Annotated in this window: 17 protein-coding genes and 1 tRNA gene; 5 read left to right on the top strand and 13 right to left on the bottom strand. The window is 47.5% G+C overall.

Going from position 1 to position 19,775, the window contains the following annotated elements; translation table 11 throughout:
* Positions 1–27 precede the first annotated feature (27 nt).
* The 4 genes from IEV98_RS23605 to mgtE all read right to left on the bottom strand — a co-directional run bounded on the left by IEV98_RS23605 (position 28) and on the right by mgtE (position 3,344).
* A tRNA-Asn gene (locus IEV98_RS23605) sits at positions 28–101 on the bottom strand.
* A 131-nt stretch (positions 102–232) separates the two neighbouring features.
* A complete protein-coding gene (locus IEV98_RS23600; RefSeq protein ID WP_188508525.1) occupies positions 233–1,321 on the bottom strand; it encodes a sialidase family protein in 1,089 nt (362 codons plus the stop codon).
* A complete protein-coding gene (locus tag IEV98_RS23595) occupies positions 1,318–1,956 on the bottom strand; it encodes a hypothetical protein (protein WP_229738942.1) in 639 nt (212 codons plus the stop codon). Before IEV98_RS23595 ends, IEV98_RS23600 begins: the two co-directional genes overlap by 4 nt.
* Before the next feature lie 11 nt (positions 1,957–1,967).
* Positions 1,968–3,344, bottom strand: coding sequence for a magnesium transporter (mgtE, locus tag IEV98_RS23590; protein WP_188508523.1), 1,377 nt, complete (start codon positions 3,342–3,344; stop codon positions 1,968–1,970).
* Positions 3,345–4,173: 829 nt separating this feature from the next.
* On the opposite strand from mgtE, the gene IEV98_RS23585 reads away from it, so the two are divergent.
* Positions 4,174–6,843, top strand: a complete 2,670-nt coding sequence (locus IEV98_RS23585) for a hypothetical protein (RefSeq protein WP_188508522.1) — start codon at positions 4,174–4,176, stop codon at positions 6,841–6,843.
* Positions 6,844–6,896: 53 nt separating this feature from the next.
* Here the strand turns inward: IEV98_RS23585 and IEV98_RS23580 are convergent, their stop codons facing one another.
* Genes IEV98_RS23580 through sppA form a run of 3 tightly spaced genes read right to left on the bottom strand, consistent with a single transcriptional unit; the run spans position 6,897 to position 10,810 of the window.
* The gene (locus tag IEV98_RS23580; protein WP_188508521.1) at positions 6,897–8,087 is read right to left on the bottom strand and encodes a phosphoglycerate kinase; all 1,191 of its coding nucleotides are present in this window, start codon (positions 8,085–8,087) and stop codon (positions 6,897–6,899) included.
* Positions 8,088–8,142: 55 nt separating this feature from the next.
* Positions 8,143–9,033: a hydroxymethylglutaryl-CoA lyase gene (locus IEV98_RS23575; RefSeq protein ID WP_188508520.1), complete on the bottom strand. Its 891-nt coding sequence runs from the start codon at positions 9,031–9,033 to the stop codon at positions 8,143–8,145.
* A gap of 4 nt (positions 9,034–9,037) precedes the next feature.
* Positions 9,038–10,810: a signal peptide peptidase SppA gene (sppA, locus tag IEV98_RS23570; protein ID WP_188508519.1), complete on the bottom strand. Its 1,773-nt coding sequence runs from the start codon at positions 10,808–10,810 to the stop codon at positions 9,038–9,040.
* 166 nt (positions 10,811–10,976) lie between these two features.
* Between sppA and folK the strand changes: the two genes are divergently transcribed.
* Together folK and IEV98_RS23560 are read left to right on the top strand one after the other, a co-directional pair.
* The gene (gene folK, locus IEV98_RS23565; RefSeq protein ID WP_229738941.1) at positions 10,977–11,507 is read left to right on the top strand and encodes a 2-amino-4-hydroxy-6-hydroxymethyldihydropteridine diphosphokinase; all 531 of its coding nucleotides are present in this window, start codon (positions 10,977–10,979) and stop codon (positions 11,505–11,507) included.
* Entirely contained in the window at positions 11,488–11,850 is a 363-nt protein-coding gene (locus tag IEV98_RS23560) for an Hpt domain-containing protein (RefSeq protein ID WP_188508518.1), read from the top strand. Before folK ends, IEV98_RS23560 begins: the two co-directional genes overlap by 20 nt.
* 15 nt (positions 11,851–11,865) lie before the next feature.
* Here IEV98_RS23560 and pssA read toward each other — a convergent pair whose 3' ends face one another.
* Positions 11,866–12,543, bottom strand: a complete 678-nt coding sequence (gene pssA / locus IEV98_RS23555) for a CDP-diacylglycerol--serine O-phosphatidyltransferase (protein ID WP_188508517.1) — start codon at positions 12,541–12,543, stop codon at positions 11,866–11,868.
* Between the two features lie 43 nt (positions 12,544–12,586).
* Positions 12,587–14,086, bottom strand: a complete 1,500-nt coding sequence (gene rho, locus IEV98_RS23550) for a transcription termination factor Rho (protein WP_188508516.1) — start codon at positions 14,084–14,086, stop codon at positions 12,587–12,589.
* Between the two features lie 423 nt (positions 14,087–14,509).
* On the opposite strand from rho, the gene IEV98_RS23545 reads away from it, so the two are divergent.
* Together IEV98_RS23545 and IEV98_RS23540 are read left to right on the top strand one after the other, a co-directional pair.
* Entirely contained in the window at positions 14,510–16,132 is a 1,623-nt protein-coding gene (locus IEV98_RS23545; RefSeq protein WP_188508515.1) for an MFS transporter, read from the top strand.
* A 145-nt stretch (positions 16,133–16,277) separates the two neighbouring features.
* Positions 16,278–17,138 carry an N-acetylglucosamine kinase gene (locus IEV98_RS23540; protein ID WP_188508514.1) on the top strand — a complete coding sequence of 287 codons (861 nt, stop codon included), beginning with the start codon at positions 16,278–16,280 and terminating at the stop codon, positions 17,136–17,138.
* Between the two features lie 81 nt (positions 17,139–17,219).
* Here IEV98_RS23540 and IEV98_RS23535 read toward each other — a convergent pair whose 3' ends face one another.
* Genes IEV98_RS23535 through IEV98_RS23520 form a run of 4 tightly spaced genes read right to left on the bottom strand, consistent with a single transcriptional unit; the run spans position 17,220 to position 19,712 of the window.
* Positions 17,220–17,903 (bottom strand): metal-dependent hydrolase, encoded by a 684-nt coding sequence (locus IEV98_RS23535; protein ID WP_188508513.1) that lies wholly within the window; start codon positions 17,901–17,903, stop codon positions 17,220–17,222.
* On the bottom strand, positions 17,900–18,205 hold the full coding sequence (locus IEV98_RS23530) for a YbaB/EbfC family nucleoid-associated protein (RefSeq protein ID WP_188508512.1): 306 nt from the start codon (positions 18,203–18,205) through the stop codon (positions 17,900–17,902). Before IEV98_RS23530 ends, IEV98_RS23535 begins: the two co-directional genes overlap by 4 nt.
* A 50-nt stretch (positions 18,206–18,255) precedes the next feature.
* Entirely contained in the window at positions 18,256–18,726 is a 471-nt protein-coding gene (locus IEV98_RS23525; RefSeq protein WP_188508511.1) for a DUF4199 domain-containing protein, read from the bottom strand.
* A gap of 32 nt (positions 18,727–18,758) precedes the next feature.
* Positions 18,759–19,712 (bottom strand): hypothetical protein, encoded by a 954-nt coding sequence (locus IEV98_RS23520; RefSeq protein ID WP_188508510.1) that lies wholly within the window; start codon positions 19,710–19,712, stop codon positions 18,759–18,761.
* Between the last annotated feature and the right edge of the window lie 63 nt (positions 19,713–19,775).

Here is a 19,775-nt window from a genome sequence, read left to right as displayed (position 1 = left end):
CTACATTGCTGTAAGGCTTTCTTCGTGCTCCTGAAGCTGGGCTCGAACCAGCGACCCTCTGATTAACAGTCAGATGCTCTAACCAGCTGAGCTATTCAGGAGTGTTTTAGCTGGTATACCCCGTTTTCGGGACTGCAATATTCGGAACTTTCCGTCGAATAAACAAAAAATATTTCAAAAATTACGCAACTCATTCGCTATCAACAGCTACTCATTTGCGTGGGAATCGTTCTTATCTAATTACGTAGTCATAGGGGTAAACAAGGATATCCCAATGCGCTCCGCCATCATCGGTAAGAAATAACTTATCGTCACCATACACAATGCCTTGCCGCTCATTGTAAAAATGCATAGCAGAGCCCGATATTTTAATACCGTGAGCTTCCGCATCCAAAATAACCCACGTTCGCCCGCCATCGATGCTTTTGGCTACGCCACTAGCTAAGAGGGCATAGACGATGTTGGCAGACACCGCCCGGCACCGACTTATCCTGCCTCCTACAATTGCTACCGGAGCAAAAGAAACACCTCCATCGGCAGAATAAAATACGTTACCCGCCGTATCGTACACGAGCAACGTTCGGGCATCCAGTGGCTCGATAGCGGGATGCTCAACGCCGTCCAACATTGCGCCCTCCGACCAAGAATGGCCACCGTCTGTCGTTTTCAGCACATGGATTCGGCCTTCCGGCTCATCCTGCTCCGCATAAAGCAACCATCCGCTTTCACCGCCTGAAAAGCTGGCATCCACGCCAATCGCATGCGCTTTACTAAACAGCTTTTGGCTGCTTTCTGCTTCCAAATCCACGCGATAGAGCAACATCCTACGGTCGGCCCCGTTATGCTGCTGGCATAACAGCCAAACCAAGCGATTTGCCGAAACCAGCAATTGCACAACCGAAACACTCCCGGCGGCAAGATCAGCTTCATCCAATACAGGCTTGTCGTAAGTAGCCCAGGTCAAACCGTTATCGGTAGAATACCGCAGGGAAAATGATAGCCCATCATTTGGGGCATGTACGATGAGGTCGTCACCAAATGCCACCACTCCCTGCACCCCCTGCCACGGATGGGATTCGAAATCAAAAGACTGAAACCTATCGTTGGTTGAGAACACTCCTTTTTCAGTAATTCCGCTGATTCGCTGCCGGCCGTCCAAACGGACGTTCATAAACCGGTTCTCTTGTATCAAGATACCAACATCGGGATTCACGATGGGGTCTATGGGGTATAAATCCAATAGCGTACCATCGCCCTTACAACCTAAGAGAAAGGCTATCCCGGCCAAGGCCACTCCTATTCTTTTGTAAACTTGCTTCATAGACCCAGCGTGGCACCGATGGTGATATTAAACGTATTGAAGACGAAGGGATGCGACTTTGGGGTGAGATAACCGGATGCCAAATCATCCGTAATGATAGTACGCCTGGCCTTCAGGCGGGGTTTAAAAAATTCGTACCCCATTTTTACATACCATTTTTGCAGCTGTATCCGCATCCCCACTTCTTGCGAAAAACCGGAGCCCTTTAAATAACTATCCGAATAGGTGATGCTCTCATCTTCACCAGTCCCTCCGTCACTTTCCGCATCGTAGTTGCTTACCCAATTGAAATCAGCTGCGAGATAAGGAAAAAACGTTACCTGTCCAATATAAAACGCATCATAACTCACCTGTCCGCCCACTTTGATAATAAGAAGCTGCTCGGTAACCCATTCGTCAATTTCGTTGAAGAATAATTTTACGCCAGCCTGCGGCCGGAGCCGGAGTCGCCATTCTTCTGCCAATGCAAATACAGGACCCATCTTTACATTTGCACCTGTTGGGAAAACGGACTGAATGGACGGACTACACAACCGTTCAACACCTGCCTCTACCTCCAAGAAAATCGGTAGTTTCTCCTGGGCGGAAAGTGTCATCGCCGAAAGCAGCAACCCTACCCACACCATTCGACACATCTTGAAACCGCTCATAACAACACCCCGGTGAGAATTACTGTAGCCACCGTAAAATAAATAATCAATCCGGTTACATCCACGAGCGTCGACACGAAAGGTGCCGAAGAGGAAGCCGGGTCAGCACCAAGCCTGCGCAGGATGAACGGCAACATAGACCCTACCAGTGAGCCCCACAGCACCACACCGACGAGCGATAGGCTTACCACAGCGCCCACTAAAAGCCAATGGTTGCCGTATGCATGGGCAAAAGCTTGCCACGTGCATACACGCAGAAAACCCAAACTCCCCAAAATCAATCCGAGCAGCAAACCGGAAAGGATTTCACGTCGCATTACCCGCCACCAATCGGTGAGTGTAACCTCTCCGAGGGCCATTGCTTGAATAATCAATGTGGAAGCCTGTGAACCACTATTTCCCCCGCTGGAAAGAATCACCGGCATAAATAAAATCAATACGGCGCTGGCTAATTGACTTTCGTAGTGTTCGAGTACGGTGGTCGTAAGAAGCTGTCCGAAAAAAAGCACGATAAGCCATCCTGCCCGCTTTTTCACCAAGTGCGGGATGGAAACATCCAGGTAGGGCTCATCCAACGCCTCGGTACCCCCTATCCGTTGCATGTCTTCAGTATACTCCTCGTTGGCTACCCACAGGATATCATCCACGGTCACAATACCCAACATGATATCCTGCTCATCCACTACGGGAAGCGCTACCCGGTTATTCATCCGGAATACATTGATTGCCTCTTCCTGCGGGTCATTGGCATGGAGAGCAATAAGCCGATTATCGATTAAATCCTTCACTTTGGTATCGGGATCAGCCAGCAAGACGTCCTTGATCCGAATATCATCTAGCAACTTGCCATCTTTGTCGATGACATACAATACGTCAATGGTTTCGGAAGCCTTCCCATATTTGCGTATATGGTGCAACACCCTTGCAATATCCCAGTGCTGTTTCACTGTGATATAATCAGGCGTCATCAACCGCCCCACACTGTCTTCTGGATACCCCAGTAAAGCTAATGCTTCCTTACGGGCCGCGGGAGGAAGCAGGATGATCAGCTGCTTTACCACATCGCCTTTCAGCTCACTGAAAAATGCCGTCCGATCGTCTGGCGGCATCTCGTTGATAATCTCTGAAATCTTGGGACCGGGAAGCCGTTTAAGAATGCGTTCTTGGGTAGGAAAATCCAGGATACGAAACACGTTTACCGCCCTATTGACACTAAGCGTTTCGATGAACAAAGCACCGTATTCCGGCAGCTCGTCGATCAGCGCCTCTACGTCCGAGATATTCAACTCATCAAGGTGGTCCTTGAGCTCGATCTCGTTGCCTTCGGCCAAAAGCAATTCGGTTTGTTCAACCAGTGTATCCAATTCGTCCATGGGCCCTCCTATCTTAAAACAACATCCTACATCGGTGAATTATTTTGCATGCAAAAGTCGGCTTTTTAAATCAAAAGAACGAACAAGTAAGCGTTAAAAAACCAGAAAGAAAAACAAGTTGAGCAAGGCGTAACCGCTACCCGATAGCGACAAAATGACATCACCGAATTGTGCAGCTCATACGCCAAGCTTATAACAAATACGGCGCCCTCATTTTCAGGTACCGCCGCTGTTGGAATCCGGCCGTGGTAATACGACATGGAAACCTACCCAACACAACAGGCTCCGTGTTAGGTAGTGGGGGATAGTCCAAATTTCGGCAACGCCACTAAAGGGTCCGCACCATATCGCTTACGCTACCTTTCGCGTACCCGTAAAAAAAACTGGCCGGCAAACTCAAAAAGATAGTGTACATTAGCGATGCCATTGACTCGTTTGTTCCTATCTAATAGGATACGACTTTTAATCGGATTAACGAAACAATTATATAGCGAAAAACGATGAAAAATCAATATACTTATATTTCATTATAATCTGTAAATCAGAAATAAAAATTATTTATATAAAATTATACTTTACTTTATCTGACATCCCTCAGGCTGTAGTATGCCAAAAAAATTAGCAAACCCATATGATCATCCAAAATAGTACATTTTACATCATAATAATCAAATGTTTAACATTAATTATATTATGCATTAATTCATATATCGCATTTTCGCAAATTTTTAACGCCGACCAATACCCACCAAGTGTAAAATGGCGACAAATAAATACGGAAAATTTCCAGTTGATTTACCCGGCTAGTTTTGAAAACGAAGCACAAAAAGTGGCTAGTCAATTGGAGTTTTTGCGTAAGCGGGTAAGTGCGACGTTGGGAAAGGAGCCCCGCAAAATTTCGATCATTCTACAAAATCAAACCGTAGAATCCAACGGAAATGTGCAGCTTGCACCCCGCCGTTCGGAATTCTATACTACCCCGCCTCAGCAAGGTGATTTCCAAGATTGGCTGAATAACCTGGCTATCCATGAGCTACGGCATGTAGCACAATTTGACAAATTGACAGGATATTTACGTGCGCCATTTTTCGAACAATTGGCACTCGCGATCTACGGGGTCACCCTGCCTTCATGGTTTTTTGAGGGCGACGCTGTGGTCTCCGAAACCGTGCTCTCACCAGCAGGCCGGGGACGGCTCCCTTCTTGGGAAATGCCCTTCCGGACGAACCTCCTCAGCGGTCGAACATACAGTTACCAAAAGGACTATCTTGGGTCGCTCAAAGACCTCACGCCGGGCTTCTACGAACTCGGTTATTTCATGACTGCCCGGATGCAGCGAGTGTATGGCGCAGACATCATGGATAGTCTCATGACCCGCATGGCCAGACTGCCTATACGTCCCTATAATTTCAGTAATTCCTTACGGAAATTCACTGGCTACAATACCCGCAGATGGCATGAGCAAACCCGTGAAGAATTGACGGCTTTGTGGCGGAAACAACTGGCGGAAAACAACCCCATCGATTACCCGCTATTGCCCCCAAAAACAACCGATAAACCGGAGAACTGGCTGTTGCCACGGCCACTCTCAGATCAACGCATCATCGCCCTGCATCAGGGCGCGCAGCATGTTTCGGCAATCATGGTGATGGACTCATTGGGCCGGCAAAAAGAAGTGATAAAAACCGGTCGTCAAACCGAACCTAACTTTTCCTATGCCGCCGGAAAGGTCGTATGGGATGAGGTGCGACGGCATGCCCGTTATGGCAAACGCAGCTACAACGTCATCAACCTGTACGACCTCGAGTCCCGTTCATACCACCAGTTAACCCGCAAAAGCCGCTACTTTTCGCCAGCCCTCCGCCCGGATGCACATCGGGTCGTTGCAGTCGAAATAGACGAAAGCAACGCCATCAGCTTAGTGGTTATAGCCGTCCCAAATGGTGAAGTGGTGGCCCGCTACCCTTCACCGGGCAACATCCTGCTGCAAACACCGGCATTCGACCCGACCGGCACAAAAGTCATCGCAACGGGCGTCGCGCAACAAGGTACCGCAATCGTTGAATTGGACATTCCTACTGGCAACTACCGCTTTATGCTGGACTGGCAATCACAGCAAATCGAGCGACCGACGTATGCGGACGACGAAATCGCATTCAAAGCCCACTATAACGGCATTGACAATATTTACGCCCTAAACACCGCCACGGGCGCAATTCGCCAGTGCACCAATGCCCGTTTTGGAGCGTTCAATCCGTTAGTCGATGTAGTTAGCAACCAACTGTGGTTCAATAGCTATCAAGTAAACGGGTACCGGATTAGCAAGGTTTCGTGGAACGAAACACGAGATCTAGCAACGCAAAAAACAAGCGCTTCGCATATCAGCTATTTTAAACCCCTTTTAAGGCAAGATTACGCTTATCGAACAACGGACACACCTGAAACCGTGATACTACCTTCAAAGCCCTATAAAGGACTTAAAAATCTGATCAACTTCCACAGCTTATCCATCGATAACGGAAGTTTCGATAACTTGGACGCCATCAACCCCGGCGTCTACTGGCTCTCTGACGACTTGCTTAACACCGCCCAACTCCGGCTGGGCTACACCTATGACGGTGACATCCGTAGCAGCGAATACCTCGCGTCGATAGCATATCAACGGTTCTTCCCGAAGTTTTCGCTGGAGTACCGCAACCGGGGGCAGGTGGGTACGGCGCGGGTAATAGGCAATGGCCAGGAACAACTGATTGGTTTACACTGGCGCGAAAATGTGACCACGCTCAAGATCGATATCCCGCTGGTGTTTTACCGGATTAATCACGTATTTACCACGGGTGTCAGCGCAGCGACCTCTTATACCCAACGCTACGGGTTGACCGAACCGCGGTTCCAAAACCAATTTATCGAACGGGTCCGCTTCCCCATGCACTACCAATTTTATTTCAACCACCAAGTACGTCAAAGCGCGCTGGATCTCGCCCCCCGCTGGGGGCAACATTTCAGTGTTACCTACCGTCACTTCCCATTTGAAAATAGACTAAAAGGTGCGCATCTATCGTTGCGCAGCGCGTTCTTTTTTCCTGGCTTGTGGCGAAATCATTCGTTACTTGCGCGTTTCAGCTATCAGCAGCGTAATGGCATGTACCAAATCACAAATGACATTCCATTGGTAAGTGGGTACGATCAGCTACGGCCGGTACCCGTGGATAATACCTTACTTTTCAGCTACCGGTTTCCCATCGCCTATCCCGATTGGTCCATCGGCCCGCTGGCCTATATCAAACGATTCAAGGGCGGATTATTTGCTGACTTCCAGAATGTGGATTCAGAAACCCCATTCCAACCTCGCACGTTCGGTGTAGAACTGAGATCTGATATGAACCTTTTGCGATTTTACCTACCCAACTTCGACATCGGCGTAAAATTGGTTTACGCGAATGAAGCAAATCCGAGACAACGGTTTTTTGCCACCTATAGCATTGGGTACAGCTACTGATCGCAAGAGGCCCCATGTGAACCTCATAAAAAAAGCGGCCGAAGCCGCTTCCTCTAGTCGTTTACTGCTTTCACACCCGGCAATTCCTTACCTTCCATATATTCCAGGAGGGCACCCCCACCGGTACTTACATAGCTCACATGCTCGGTCATACCGAACTTGCTCACCGCCGCTGCAGAATCGCCGCCACCGATGAGTGAAAACGCACCACGTTCGGTGGCAGCCACGACGGCATCAGCAACCGCTCGCGTACCTTTCGCAAATTTATCCATTTCAAACACGCCCATGGGACCATTCCACAGGATGGTATTGGAAGCCATGATTACCTGGGCGAAGTGTTGGCCGGACGCTTTGCCGATATCCAGTCCCATTTTGTCTGCCGGGATTTGGTTGTTCGGACCATCATAGGCTGGTGAGTCTGGCGAAAATTCATCGGCTATTTGGCAATCGGTTGGCAACACCAGGTTAACACCCTTTTCTTCTGCCTTCTTGACCAAGTCGTTGGCGAGGTCTAATTTATCCAACTCCACGAGTGATTTACCTATCTCTCCTCCACGTGCCTTCACAAAGGTATAGGCCATACCTCCACCAATGATCAGGTTATCGACCTTATCAAGCAGTGCCTCGATCAATTCCAGCTTATCGGACACTTTGGCTCCGCCCATAATGGCTGTAAAAGGTCGTTGCGGGCTGTGAAGCACCTTCTCCGCATTGCCAATTTCGGCTGCCATCAGGTATCCAAAATATTTCGCCTTTGGGAAAAATTGTGCAATAACCGCTGTGGAAGCATGCGCACGGTGCGCTGTACCGAAGGCATCATTGACATACACATCACCGAGCTTTGCCAATTTTTCGGCAAAAACAGCGTCCCCTTTTTCCTCTTCCTTATAAAAGCGGAGGTTTTCCAGAAGCAGCACTTCACCCGGCTTTAGGGCAGCGGCCTTGGCATAGGCCTCTTCACCAATGCAGTCATTGGCAAACTGCACATCCACCCCCAGCACACCCGAAAGGTGCGCGACAATATGCTTTAATGAATACTTTTCCGTAGGGCCTTCCTTCGGTCTACCCAAGTGAGACATCAGCACCACCGCACCACCGTCATTCAAAATCTTCTTGATCGTAGGGGTCGCCCCTTGGATGCGGTTATCATCGGTAATAGCAAAATGTTCATCAAGGGGGACATTAAAATCTACCCGTATCAACGCTTTCTTTCCGGAAAAATCTAAATCATCTATGGTCTTCATATCACTTATTGTTCTAATTATTTTGGGAAACAAAGCTACTATAAGTATTGGAAAATCAAAATACCTGACTGCTATACCGCATCGCTTCGGCCCACGCATCCCTATCCAACCCCGTATCAATACCGCGCTCATCAAGCACCTCCAGAAGTGTTTCCGTAGCGATATTCCCCGTCAGCTTATCTTCAGCCATAGGGCATCCGCCAAATCCGCGCAATGCAGTATCAAATCGCATGCACCCAGCATCCAGCGCGGCATGCAGCTTATCACGGCTGGCATCCGGCGTACTGTGCAGGTGCAAGCCTAACTCGATCCCCGGGAAGGCGTTGTTAATGTACGTATATAACGACATAATGTGATCCGGTGTAGAACTACCGACGGTATCAGCCAGGGCAAAATGTGTTACGCCCAATGCGACCAGCTTTTCGGTATAGTCTGCGACAATAGCAGGGCTCCACTCGTCGCCGTAGGGATTACCAAACCCCATGGAAAGATAAACCAGTGGGATTTTACGGTGCGCCCGACATATTGCCACGACTTGCCGTATGGCATCCAATGCTTGCGCAATACTGCTATTGGCATTGCGCAGCTGGAAAGTTTCTGATACGGAAAAGGGGAAGCCCAATAACGTTACGCCGTCATGGCGCACGGCCTCCGAAGATCCACGCAGGTTTGCCACAATGGCAAGTAGTTGAGTCGCACTTATCTTGATATCCAGCCGGTTGAGCACCGCTGCCGTATCCTGCATTTGAGGAATGGCTTTGGGCGATACAAAGCTTCCGAAATCTAGCCGCTCAAAGCCCACATTAAGGAGTAATTGTAGATATGCTGCCTTTACCGCCGTAGGGATAAAACGATGTATTCCTTGCATCGCATCGCGTGGACATTCCGTGATGTACACGTATTTGGCATCATGATGAGGCGACGATGGCTGCAATCCGATCGACATTTTGCTAATAAACTTCCAAGGTGAATGGAAGTCGGGCTTGTATACCACGCAGTTGAAGTGTTGACTTCAGCTGTTCATAGTAGCGATAATGTTGGCCTAGCTCCTGCTTACTGAACCATGCGCTGATTCGGTCGGCCGAGCCGCCCAATAGCGATTCCAGCGGATTTTTTATAGCGGGATAAGTGACCAACCGATAATCTTCCAAACCCGCCTTCTGGGCGGCGGCTGCAACCGCTTCGTCGATACTACCCAGGCGATCCACCAGCCCGTTGTCCAGCGCTTGCTGACCGCTCCACACGCGGCCTTGCCCGATACTGTCTACCTGTGCCTTGGATAGCCCCCGGCCATCTGCTACCCGCTGTAAAAACGTATCGTAAATCCGGTTTACTTCCATTTGGAGAATGTTGCGCTCGTCGGCTGTGAGCGGGCGGTCCACGTTAGCCAGAAAGTCCGCATATCTTCCCGTTTTGACCTTGTCAAACGTAATACCCAGCTTATCGTTATAAAGTTCCTGCATATTCGGGATTACACCAAAAACCCCAATTGAACCCGTTATCGTATTGGGTTCCGCAAAAATAGAATCGGCCGCCGCAGCAATATAATACCCGCCAGACGCCGCTACATCACCCATCGATACGATAACCGGCTTTTCTTTACGCAACAGATCCACCTCGCGCCAGATCACATCGGAAGCCAAAGCACTGCCCCCTGGCGAATTGATGCGGAACACGACGGCTTTCACCTTATCATCCCGACGGACTTTCCGCAGTTCACGCGAGATGCGTTCGGAGCCGATCATGTTATCCCCTCCCTCTCCGGACACGATATCACCGACAGCATATACTACAGCAACACGATTACTGAAAGAAGCGCTTGCCGACTTCACGGCCGGCTTATATTTCAATAGCGTCACCGCATTGAGGTCTTGATCTGCCTCGATGTCTAACGAATCTTTCAACTCGGTCAGGATTTCATCTTTATATTTCTTTCCATCCGCTAATCCGTAGGTAAGCGCATCATCTGCAGTCCGCACCAGATAACCATCGGCAACTGCCCGCAATGAATCCGCAGCGATGTGCCGACTTGCGCTGATCTGTACAATAAAATGGTCGTATATGCTTCCCAGAAACGAACTCACCTGTTCCCTGTTGGCATCACTCATTTTGTCCAATATAAAAGGCTCCACGGCGCTCTTAAAAGTCCCAACCTTTACCACCTGCGCCTCGATGCCCAGTTTATCCAACGTACCTTTTAGAAATACCGTTTGGGAAGCTAATCCCCTAAAGTCAATCGTTCCTTCCGGATTGATATAAATCTTATCGGCCGTGGATGCCAGGTAGTAGGCGCGCTGTGTATACCCTTCGCTGTAAGCGACAATAAACTTACCAGACTCCTTGAAATCCAATAACGCATCCCGGATTTCCTGCAACGTGGCAAAACTAGCAGACACCGAAGAGAGGTCGAGGTAAATACCTTTTATACGGTCATCTTCTTTGGCCCCGCTTATACCCTTTAATATATCATTGAGTCCAAAGCTCTTCGTGGTAACGAACCCCGGTATATCAAGCTCTTCAAAAGGATCCGGAATGGTACGCTCCGTGATTTCATGCTTGAGATCGATGTGAAGCAGGGAATTTGCTACTACAACCGATTCCTTATCGGCACTCATGGAGCTCACCAACCCTCCGATGATAATCAAACCCACGACAAACAACAGGATAAATGAAATGACAATACCCGTGACGGTGGCGAGGACATATTTGAAAAATGACTTCATATGGTTACTTTCTTGTGTTCAAACTTAGAAAAACTACATTGCATTAACAACAGCTGCATAAAGCAAGAAGACTGGTTTGACGCCGAAGCTACCAAATAGTTACGTCATTTTTACCGTTTGCATATAAGCGGCTATTTATCTAAGTTTGCCATTCAAGATCTTTCATTTGAGTAAGTCAATGTCGGTTACGGTGGATGTTTACCTCTTATTGGGCACAAACATGGGCAATAGGATAGCCTTGCTGGAACAAGCTCGCAATGAAATAACCCGTGAAATCGGAATCACACGCAAAATCTCGTCGGTTTATGAGACCCGTGCTTGGGGGGATGAGAGCCAGCCCAATTACCTCAACCAGGTGGTGTTGTCTACTACGCTACTCCACCCACTTCAATTGTTGAAAAAAATCAATACGATCGAAAAAAAAATGGGAAGGACACGCGTCAACAAATGGGAATCGCGACCGATTGATATTGATATTTTATATTATGCCGACCGCATCATTGATGAACCAACCCTGCAGGTGCCGCATCCCCACTTACCCAACCGTAGATTCGCGTTGATCCCCTTGCAAGAAATCGCACCTCAGCTTATTCATCCGACATCCAAAAAAACAACTGTCGAATTATTGAGCGAAACCGCAGACCAGCTATCCGTACAACTTTACAAACCACACACCTATGAGCAACATCAACTTTGAACAAGCTAATATGGACTACCTGGTGGATCTTTCGGGGGGCAACACCCAATTGATTAAAGAAATCCTCCAGCTCTTCGTCAAGCAGACCCCTCCTGACATGGAGCTGCTCGCCACTTATATCCAACAGGAAGATTGGGAAAACGTCTACCGACAAGCCCACCACATCAAGCCCACCCTTGCATATGTGGGGGCAAATGGAATGCGTGAAGAGTTGCAGGTAATAGAAAGCATTGCCAAAAACAGGCAAGGGCTCGACTCGATAACCGAAAAATTCAATGCGTTGTTACCCAGGTTGGAAACGCTATACGGTGAATTAAATGCGTATTTGAGGACAATCGATTAACTGTAGTACTCGCGTTTAAGCCGTTTGCCTAAAATGGATATACGAGCATAAAAAATATAACACCAGCACGGCGGGAATCGCCGCAAACTTAAACCAACCAACTAAAACCGCACTCAAAATTATAAAAATGAATTTCCAGCCATTTCTCCGCCACGACCACGAATCCAGTTTCATGGAAAACAGCGGAATATTGCTTACGAGCAAAAGACTCGTAAGCACAATGCTGAAAACCAGGAAAACGGGATTGTAAACGATGTGTTTATAATTTTCGGCAACGAAGGGCAGGGAAATCACATAGAATGCATTCATCGGCGTATTGAGGCCGATGAAATCTTTAGATTGGCGCTCATCGATATTGAACTTCGCTAAACGGAGCGCAGAAAATACGGTAACCACAAATCCCATATAAGGCAGATAATTGTTTGCGGGCCATGATTCGCCCAGCATTGAATAAAGCACCGCCCCTGGAACAAGGCCGAAGCTCACGACATCCGCCAACGAGTCCAACTCCTTACCTGCGGGCGATTTTACCTGAAGCACGCGTGCTGCCAATCCGTCAAGGAAATCGAAAATACCCGATACAACCACGCAATATGCCGCGGCATCGAGCTGGCCCGAAAAAGCAAAGGCTGCCCCAATACAACCACTGAAAAGGTTTAGGCAGGTAATGAAATTGGGTATATACCTTTTCATGATAGATGGCTACAGCATCGTAATGCCATAGCCATTATAATGATTAACCATTCATACTGATGAGGAACTCCTCGTTTGATTTGGTTCCACGCATCTGTGCTAGCAGAAACTCCATAGCCTCGGTTGAGTTCATGTCTGCCAGGTGATTACGCAACACCCATATCCGTTGGAGGGTCTCCCGGTCGTTAAGGAGGTCATCCCTACGTGTACTGGATGCCGTAAGATCGATCGCCGGGAAAGTCCGCTTGTTGGAAAGCTTACGATCCAATTGCAGCTCCATATTACCCGTCCCTTTAAATTCCTCAAAGATAACTTCGTCCATCTTCGAGCCTGTATCAATCAGTGCGGTTGCCAATATGGTCAATGAGCCCCCGTGTTCGATATTACGTGCAGCGCCAAAGAAACGCTTGGGTTTGTGAAGCGCGTTAGCATCCACCCCGCCTGATAGGATCTTACCTGAGGCAGGCGCTACGGTATTGTAGGCCCTCGCCAAACGCGTGATCGAATCCAACAAAATCACCACATCGTGCCCGCATTCCACCATACGTTTCGCTTTTTCCAATACGATGTTGGCGATTTTTACGTGCCTTTCAGCTGGTTCATCGAAGGTAGACGATACCACCTCAGCCCGTACGCTTCGCGCCATATCCGTCACCTCTTCCGGGCGTTCATCGATCAGCAGGATGATCAAATATACCTCAGGATGGTTTTTGGCTATCGCATTGGCCACATCCTTGAGCAACATCGTCTTACCTGTCTTTGGTTGGGCCACAATTAAGCCCCGCTGTCCCTTACCGATAGGTGTGAAAAGATCCATGATACGCGTAGAATAGTTTCCCGGACCGGTAAAAAGTTTCAACCGTTCGGTTGGAAACAATGGTGTGAGGAAATCGAACGGTACACGGTCACGTACCTCTGCGGGGTTTTGACCATTGATCGCTTCGACCCGTACCAATGGAAAATACTTCTCCCCTTCCTTTGGAGGCCGGATGCTTCCACGTACGGTATCCCCAGTTTTGAGCCCAAAAAGCTTGATTTGGGATTGGGAGACATAGATATCGTCAGGCGATGTGAGGTAGTTGTAATCAGACGAACGAAGAAAACCGTATCCATCGGGCATGATTTCAAGCACCCCCTCATTAACGATGACATTATCAAAGTCGAGGCTAGCGGATGATCCTTCGACTTTATTGCCATTGGTTGGCTTCGGCAATGAAGCGGAATCTAAACGGCTTTCCGCGGATGGGACCGTTGCTTCCCGGCTATCGGCTGAGTAATCTTCTTTCGTGCTTCTCACGCTGACGGGCTCTGAAGATTTCAGGGTACGGGTGCGTTTCCGTGGCCGTTCATCAACCGCTTCTGCGTTGTCGGCAACCACACTGCTCTCTTCCTGCGCCGCACTCTTTGCTTCTTCCTCACCAGTTTCAACAATCTTGCTGACTAGCTCTTGTTTTCGAAGCTTATCTACGTCCGGGATGCCGATTAACTTCGCTATCTCACGCAACTCGGATACGAGCTTTGCGTTCAGTTCATTAATATTCATTCAATTATAATATAAATAATATAAGGATTTTTGCTGTTTATATACAGAAATTTATCCACCTCGTTCAGCCGCGCATCTTTAAACAATAGTGATTCAGCATTTGGTCTTCAGAAATCAAAGAGTTTCGATGAAGTGTTAGGATAAATCTTGAGAATACTGCGCAAAGTAAAGGATTACATTTGGATTTTCAAAAAAATATTAAAAAAAATAAAAACCATACCCCAAAACCCGCTATCCGCCTTAGTTAACTTCCCTCCCATCACACCTCATAGTTGCCTATGCTCACACAAAATTAATATGCTGTTTATCAAATAGGTAAAACGATTTACTATACCTAGCGATATAAAAGTCTCCAAAAAGTTTGAATTATTACTACGAAAACCCCTATGTTAGGCGAAATTTTTCGGCTAATCTCCACACAATATGACAACTACATCCAATAAAAGCTATGCATCAGCCTTATACTCGCTGACCATGGTTTTTTTCTTTTGGGGATTTTTAGCAGGTGCCAACGGTGTATTCATTCCATTCTGCAAAACGCATTTTGACCTTACACAGTTTGAGTCGCAATTAATCGACTCGGCTTTCTACGGCGCTTATTACATCGGTTCATTATTGCTTTATCTCTATTCCAGTGGTGTAGGTTATGACTTCTTAAACCGGATTGGATATAAAAAAGGCATCATCTATGGTCTTCTTATTTCTGTGGTTGGTGCGATATGCATGATTCCTGCAGTTACCAGTTCGCAGTACCTGTTTATCCTCATGGCGTTTTTTGTGATTGCGCTCGGCTTTTCCTTGCAGCAGACAGCTGCCAACCCCTTTGCTGTGGCCCTGGGAGATCCAGCTACCGGTGCACACCGACTAAGTCTAGCGGGCGGTGTCAATTCCTTTGGCACTACCATTGGGCCTATCATCATCACACTTATCCTATTTGGCACGGTGGTAGCCACTCCAGAGCAGGTCGCCAATGCGCCGATTAGCTCCATCAATATCCTATATATTATTTTGGCCGGCGTGTTTCTGCTAGTTGCCGGTTTTTTTGCCATCCGGAAAATGCCCCGCGTCACCTCTGATGAAGAACCCGAACGCAGCAGCAAGCTCACCAGGGCTTTATTAGCGATAACAGTTTCGCTGCTGGCACTTATTATCGTGGGTTTTATGCTTCCCGAGCGTTTCGGACATGAAGGTACGTTGGCCTTGCTTATCATTGCCTTGGCAGCCGTCGTAGTCATATTATTTATTTCCAACGGTGCCGCCCAGAAAAACGGCAACGGGTGGGGCGCGATGAAATATCCGCAGCTTACATTGGGCATGCTGGCCATTTTTGTCTATGTGGGTGTAGAGGTAACCATACAGAGCAATCTCGGAGCACTTTTGAAAACTCCCCAATTCGGAGGTTACGACGAATCCCAGATCTCACATTTCATTTCCCTGTACTGGGGAAGCCTGATGATCGGGCGTTGGATGGGCGCCGTTACCGTTTTTAAAGTGAGCAAACGGATGCGCATAGTACTGAATGTATTGGTACCATACATCGCCTTTGGAGTCATCCTATTCGTGAATTGGTTCAGCGGGCGCGACGTATCCGATCTGTATATTTATGTAGTCTGCATTGCCGTGATGATCGCTGCGAATTTCTGGGCGCAGGCAAAACCAGCCAAATTGTTAATGGCATTGGGCATTTTGGGTGTAATGGCGATGCTCATCGGCCTATATACGGAAGGTAAAGTAGGCATTTTCGCATTTATCAGCGGCGGGCTAGTCTGTTCCATCATGTGGCCCAGCATTTTTGCGTTGAGTATCACCGGATTAGGAAAGTATACCAGCCAGGGGTCGGCCCTATTAATCATGATGATTTTAGGTGGAGCTATCATCCCCCCCTTGCAGGGAAGCATTGCAGACGTGATGCATAACATACACCTGTCGTATTGGGTGCCGGTAGCCTGTTTCGCTTATCTCGCATTTTTTGCCTGGAAAGTATCGGCCATACTGAAAAAGCAAGGATACGACATCGAAAGCATCAACGCGGAAGGCGGACATTAAATGAAAGCGCCTACCCATCTGTAAGATTTTTGAAATAAGCCGATCGATCATGCTATTTTCTTAACAGAAAACTGTATTTTCGGCGCGTGTAATTGAGTGGATATCATTTAACTAAAAAAAATACCAACAAACTAACACCCAACAAATGATTATTATTGCAGACGGAGGATCAACCAAAACCAATTGGTGCTTGCTGGATAACGCGGGAAAAAAAGTGTATTTCAACACCGAAGGTTATAATCCCTATTTCGTGAATAGCGAATATATTGTAAATTCGCTGAAAAAGGGGTTGCCCCAGGATATACCATATGACCAGATAAATGAAGTGAACTATTACGGCGCGGGTGTACACAACCAGGAAAAAGCGGATATCGTCGTGGAAGCACTGAAACAGGTATTTGCTAATTCGCAAGTGTTTGTGGGTCATGATCTGCTCGCGGCAGCTCGCGCATTGCTCGGAGATCAAGCCGGCTTTGCTGCTATCTTGGGCACAGGTACAAACACCTGCATCTATGATGGACAGGAAATCATCCATAATATTGATTCGGCCGCTTATATTTTAGGGGATGAAGGTAGCGGTTGCTACATCGGTAAAAAATTACTTACAGATTACATCCGTGGTTATATGCCCGAAGATGTCCGGGCTATATTCTGGGAAACCTATAAGCTTACTCCAGACGACGTAATGGATGCGGTGTATACCAAACCATTGGCCAATCGCTTTTGCGCAAGCTTCAGTAAATTTGTATATGATGTGTCTGTAAACATCAACTATTCGCGCGGTATCGTCAAGGCTGCATTCGACGACTTTTTCCGCAACCTGGTATCTCGCTATCCTAACTACCAGCATTACACCTTTAACTGCATCGGGTCTGTAGGATACACTTTCCGAAACGTACTGGAGGAGACGGCCAGTCAATATGAAATGAAGGTGGGGCGGATAGTCCGTTCCCCGATAGATGACTTGGTGCAATATCATATCAGCAACTCGTCAACAACGAGTTAATAAACGTTTATAACAAATGCAACAAAAAGGGCTAGAGAACGTGATCTCTAGCCCTTTTTATTTACCTGATAGCAAAGCAGTCTATAAAACTAATTCCCCTCCGATTTCGAGTAAGTGCAGCTTGAGCCCCGCCTCTGAAAATTTCTGCTTGGCTTCTTCCGTATCAATGGTAATGGGCGGAAAGGTATTATAATGGATACCGACAATATTGGCGCAATTTATAAACTGGCTAGCTGTGATGGCATCATCCACATCCATGGTAAAATGCCCACCTATTGGGAGAAACGCCCAATCGAGGCCCACATGCTCCAATAATTTCATCTCCATCGTTAAAGCCGTATCTCCGGCATAATAGATCTTTTTTCCTCCGCTTTGTAACACATATCCAGCCGGAACCCCTGCATATTGTCCATCGGGTGCACAATTGGTATGCAATGCATATACCATCTTTATATTTCCGAAATCCGTCTGAACCGTGCCACCGAAATTAAAAGGAATAATATCCGACTCCGGGATATGCTGCCGGTTGACCCACATTGCAGTCTCCACCACTGCCATAACCTTGGCCTTGCTGGCTTGCTGGATGGCCACTACATCGGCCACATGGTCATCATGGGCATGGCTTAGTACGATGTAATCGGGAGCTAGACTATGGATATCGATATTCGCGGCTTTTGGATTGGGTGTGATATAGGGATCGAATAAAACGGTCGCCCCCTCCAAATGCAACGCCACACTAGAGTGTCCGTAATAAATCGCTTTCATAATAGCCCCCCTAATCCACCGAGCATATCCTTAGCAGCTCCCTGCATTTCCGTTTGGCTGATGTTGTCCGCTTGTCTTATCGCATGATTGATCGCTACCGCAAGAAGTTCTTCCAATTCCTCCTTGTCGGCATTAGCTAGGAATACGTGATCGATATCCACCGCGGTTACTTCTTTATTAGCGGTTGCAGTAACTTTGATGATTCCCCCTTCTACTTCTACCTCTCCCACCACGGTGATGTTGTCCAGCCGTTTCTTTATTTCTTCTGCCTTTTGCCGCGCCGCTATTAATTTATCAAACATCGTTTCGCTTTATTTATGGCAACTAAGATACAAAATCCATACGTTTTGTTTTATTTTTTTCGGCGAGCGACTATAACGGCAATTACAAGCGAGATCACCACGCCGATGACAGCCGTTGAAAGGGAGGATACCAGCAGATGATTGGCTAATGAAAATCGCTTCGTTGCCAACGGGGCAGGCATCGTTTCGGTTTCGATAGCATGGCGCGCCATATTGCTTAAAAAATCGGGACTAACAAACGTACAGAGGGTGTACCATACCAGCGGGCATAGTAACACAACCACCGATGTAATACCTAATCCCTTTTTGAATGCTCTACGAAAACCAACGCGATTGTTTTGTCCGTTTTCCCCATGGGTTATTCCACAATACATGATACCAACTGCCGGTACTGCAAAGAAATACGACAAGTATTCATGGTATCGGATATACGGACCATGCAATCCAATCAGCCATTCGACAACTGCCCATAGGAAAATGGCCGAGGCAAAAAGGACTCCATAACGGATGGCGTTCATCATACTGCGGTAAATAACTACCAAATATAGCTATTTTATGTTTTATCCATCCTTCCTCTTACCTTTAGATACACGACGCTGTTATGAGGCAGCCCCAATGTCATAGCGGGCGTAATCGCCAAAAGATGCTGAAGATATACGTCGACGACACCAGTCAGCACCCGCTTCCTGGATTCCCAAAATTCGGGCATCACAAAAAACTTTCCCAAGCGCAGCTTTCCGTCCGGACCAACCAATATGGAAAACGTATAGTTAAAATCCTTGTATGCCTTGTGAATTACAATATCATATTCGGGATACAGGTATTCGTAGGCAGCTGATTGACTGATCAACTCGCTGGTGTCTTGCTGCCGGCGTTTGATTTCCAGCATCGGGCTTTTGCTAACCAGTTTTGGGTAGGTTTTTGAAGAGAACGAGCTATCCACATTATTGAGGTTTCGGTTGGCGCGTTGCACCATTTCCTGCACAAACAACGTATCCTGCTTTCGCGGCTTCCTGAGTTCCATCAAGGGCTTACCCAATTGGCCAAGATAGTCTTTGGAATAAAATCGCATGTACACATTGGAGCGTATTTTATTCACTTTCAGTCCGTCCAGACTTAGCCGTTGGAGCATCAGGCTATCCCGGTTCAAATCAATTACCTTCCAGCTTTCCCGGGCAAAATGGAAAAACGAATCGTGGTCGTGTGTGATGGCGAAATTGAAAGACGAGTCGCTTCCAGGAACATAGATCTGGATGGAATCCTCATGCGTCCATTTGACATGCCATTCGGGTTCCTGCACAAAACCAATGGAATCATACGCCAATCCATTATCAAAAGAACGTCTCGCTTCATAGAAATCAATCCCTACAATGGGAGTAAAGGATGGTCGCCTCGGGTCGTTCTCCTCCTCCGCGCCACCCGAGCATCCCGCAATAGCTATATAGCAGCAAAACAGAAAAAAGAGCAGTGGTTTGAGCTGTCCTGTTAAATTATTCTCGGCTTTCATGGGCAGCTAACCTACTATAATTGCTCATAAAATCCAACAAATTTTGCCGTAACCTTTAATATG

This window comes from Parapedobacter pyrenivorans (assembly GCF_014636865.1).
Taxonomy (GTDB): domain Bacteria; phylum Bacteroidota; class Bacteroidia; order Sphingobacteriales; family Sphingobacteriaceae; genus Parapedobacter; species Parapedobacter pyrenivorans.
The sequence above is the reverse complement of the archived record's forward strand: the minus strand, read 5'-3'. Positions and strand labels throughout refer to the sequence as shown.

Bases quoted from the DNA above. Each gene is read 5' to 3' on its own strand.
- IEV98_RS23600 (WP_188508525.1), bottom strand. From the start codon at position 1,321: ATGAAGCAAGTTTACAAAAGAATAGGAGTGGCCTTGGCCGGGATAGCC.
- IEV98_RS23595 (WP_229738942.1), bottom strand. From the start codon at position 1,956: ATGTGTCGAATGGTGTGGGTAGGGTTGCTGCTTTCGGCGATGACACTT.
- mgtE (WP_188508523.1), bottom strand. From the start codon at position 3,344: ATGGACGAATTGGATACACTGGTTGAACAAACCGAATTGCTTTTGGCC.
- IEV98_RS23580 (WP_188508521.1), bottom strand. From the start codon at position 8,087: ATGAAGACCATAGATGATTTAGATTTTTCCGGAAAGAAAGCGTTGATA.
- IEV98_RS23575 (WP_188508520.1), bottom strand. From the start codon at position 9,033: ATGTCGATCGGATTGCAGCCATCGTCGCCTCATCATGATGCCAAATAC.
- sppA (WP_188508519.1), bottom strand. From the start codon at position 10,810: ATGAAGTCATTTTTCAAATATGTCCTCGCCACCGTCACGGGTATTGTC.
- IEV98_RS23560 (WP_188508518.1), top strand. From the start codon at position 11,488: ATGAGCAACATCAACTTTGAACAAGCTAATATGGACTACCTGGTGGAT.
- pssA (WP_188508517.1), bottom strand. From the start codon at position 12,543: ATGAAAAGGTATATACCCAATTTCATTACCTGCCTAAACCTTTTCAGT.
- rho (WP_188508516.1), bottom strand. From the start codon at position 14,086: ATGAATATTAATGAACTGAACGCAAAGCTCGTATCCGAGTTGCGTGAG.
- IEV98_RS23545 (WP_188508515.1), top strand. From the start codon at position 14,510: ATGACAACTACATCCAATAAAAGCTATGCATCAGCCTTATACTCGCTG.
- IEV98_RS23540 (WP_188508514.1), top strand. From the start codon at position 16,278: ATGATTATTATTGCAGACGGAGGATCAACCAAAACCAATTGGTGCTTG.
- IEV98_RS23535 (WP_188508513.1), bottom strand. From the start codon at position 17,903: ATGAAAGCGATTTATTACGGACACTCTAGTGTGGCGTTGCATTTGGAG.
- IEV98_RS23530 (WP_188508512.1), bottom strand. From the start codon at position 18,205: ATGTTTGATAAATTAATAGCGGCGCGGCAAAAGGCAGAAGAAATAAAG.
- IEV98_RS23525 (WP_188508511.1), bottom strand. From the start codon at position 18,726: ATGATGAACGCCATCCGTTATGGAGTCCTTTTTGCCTCGGCCATTTTC.
- IEV98_RS23520 (WP_188508510.1), bottom strand. From the start codon at position 19,712: ATGAAAGCCGAGAATAATTTAACAGGACAGCTCAAACCACTGCTCTTT.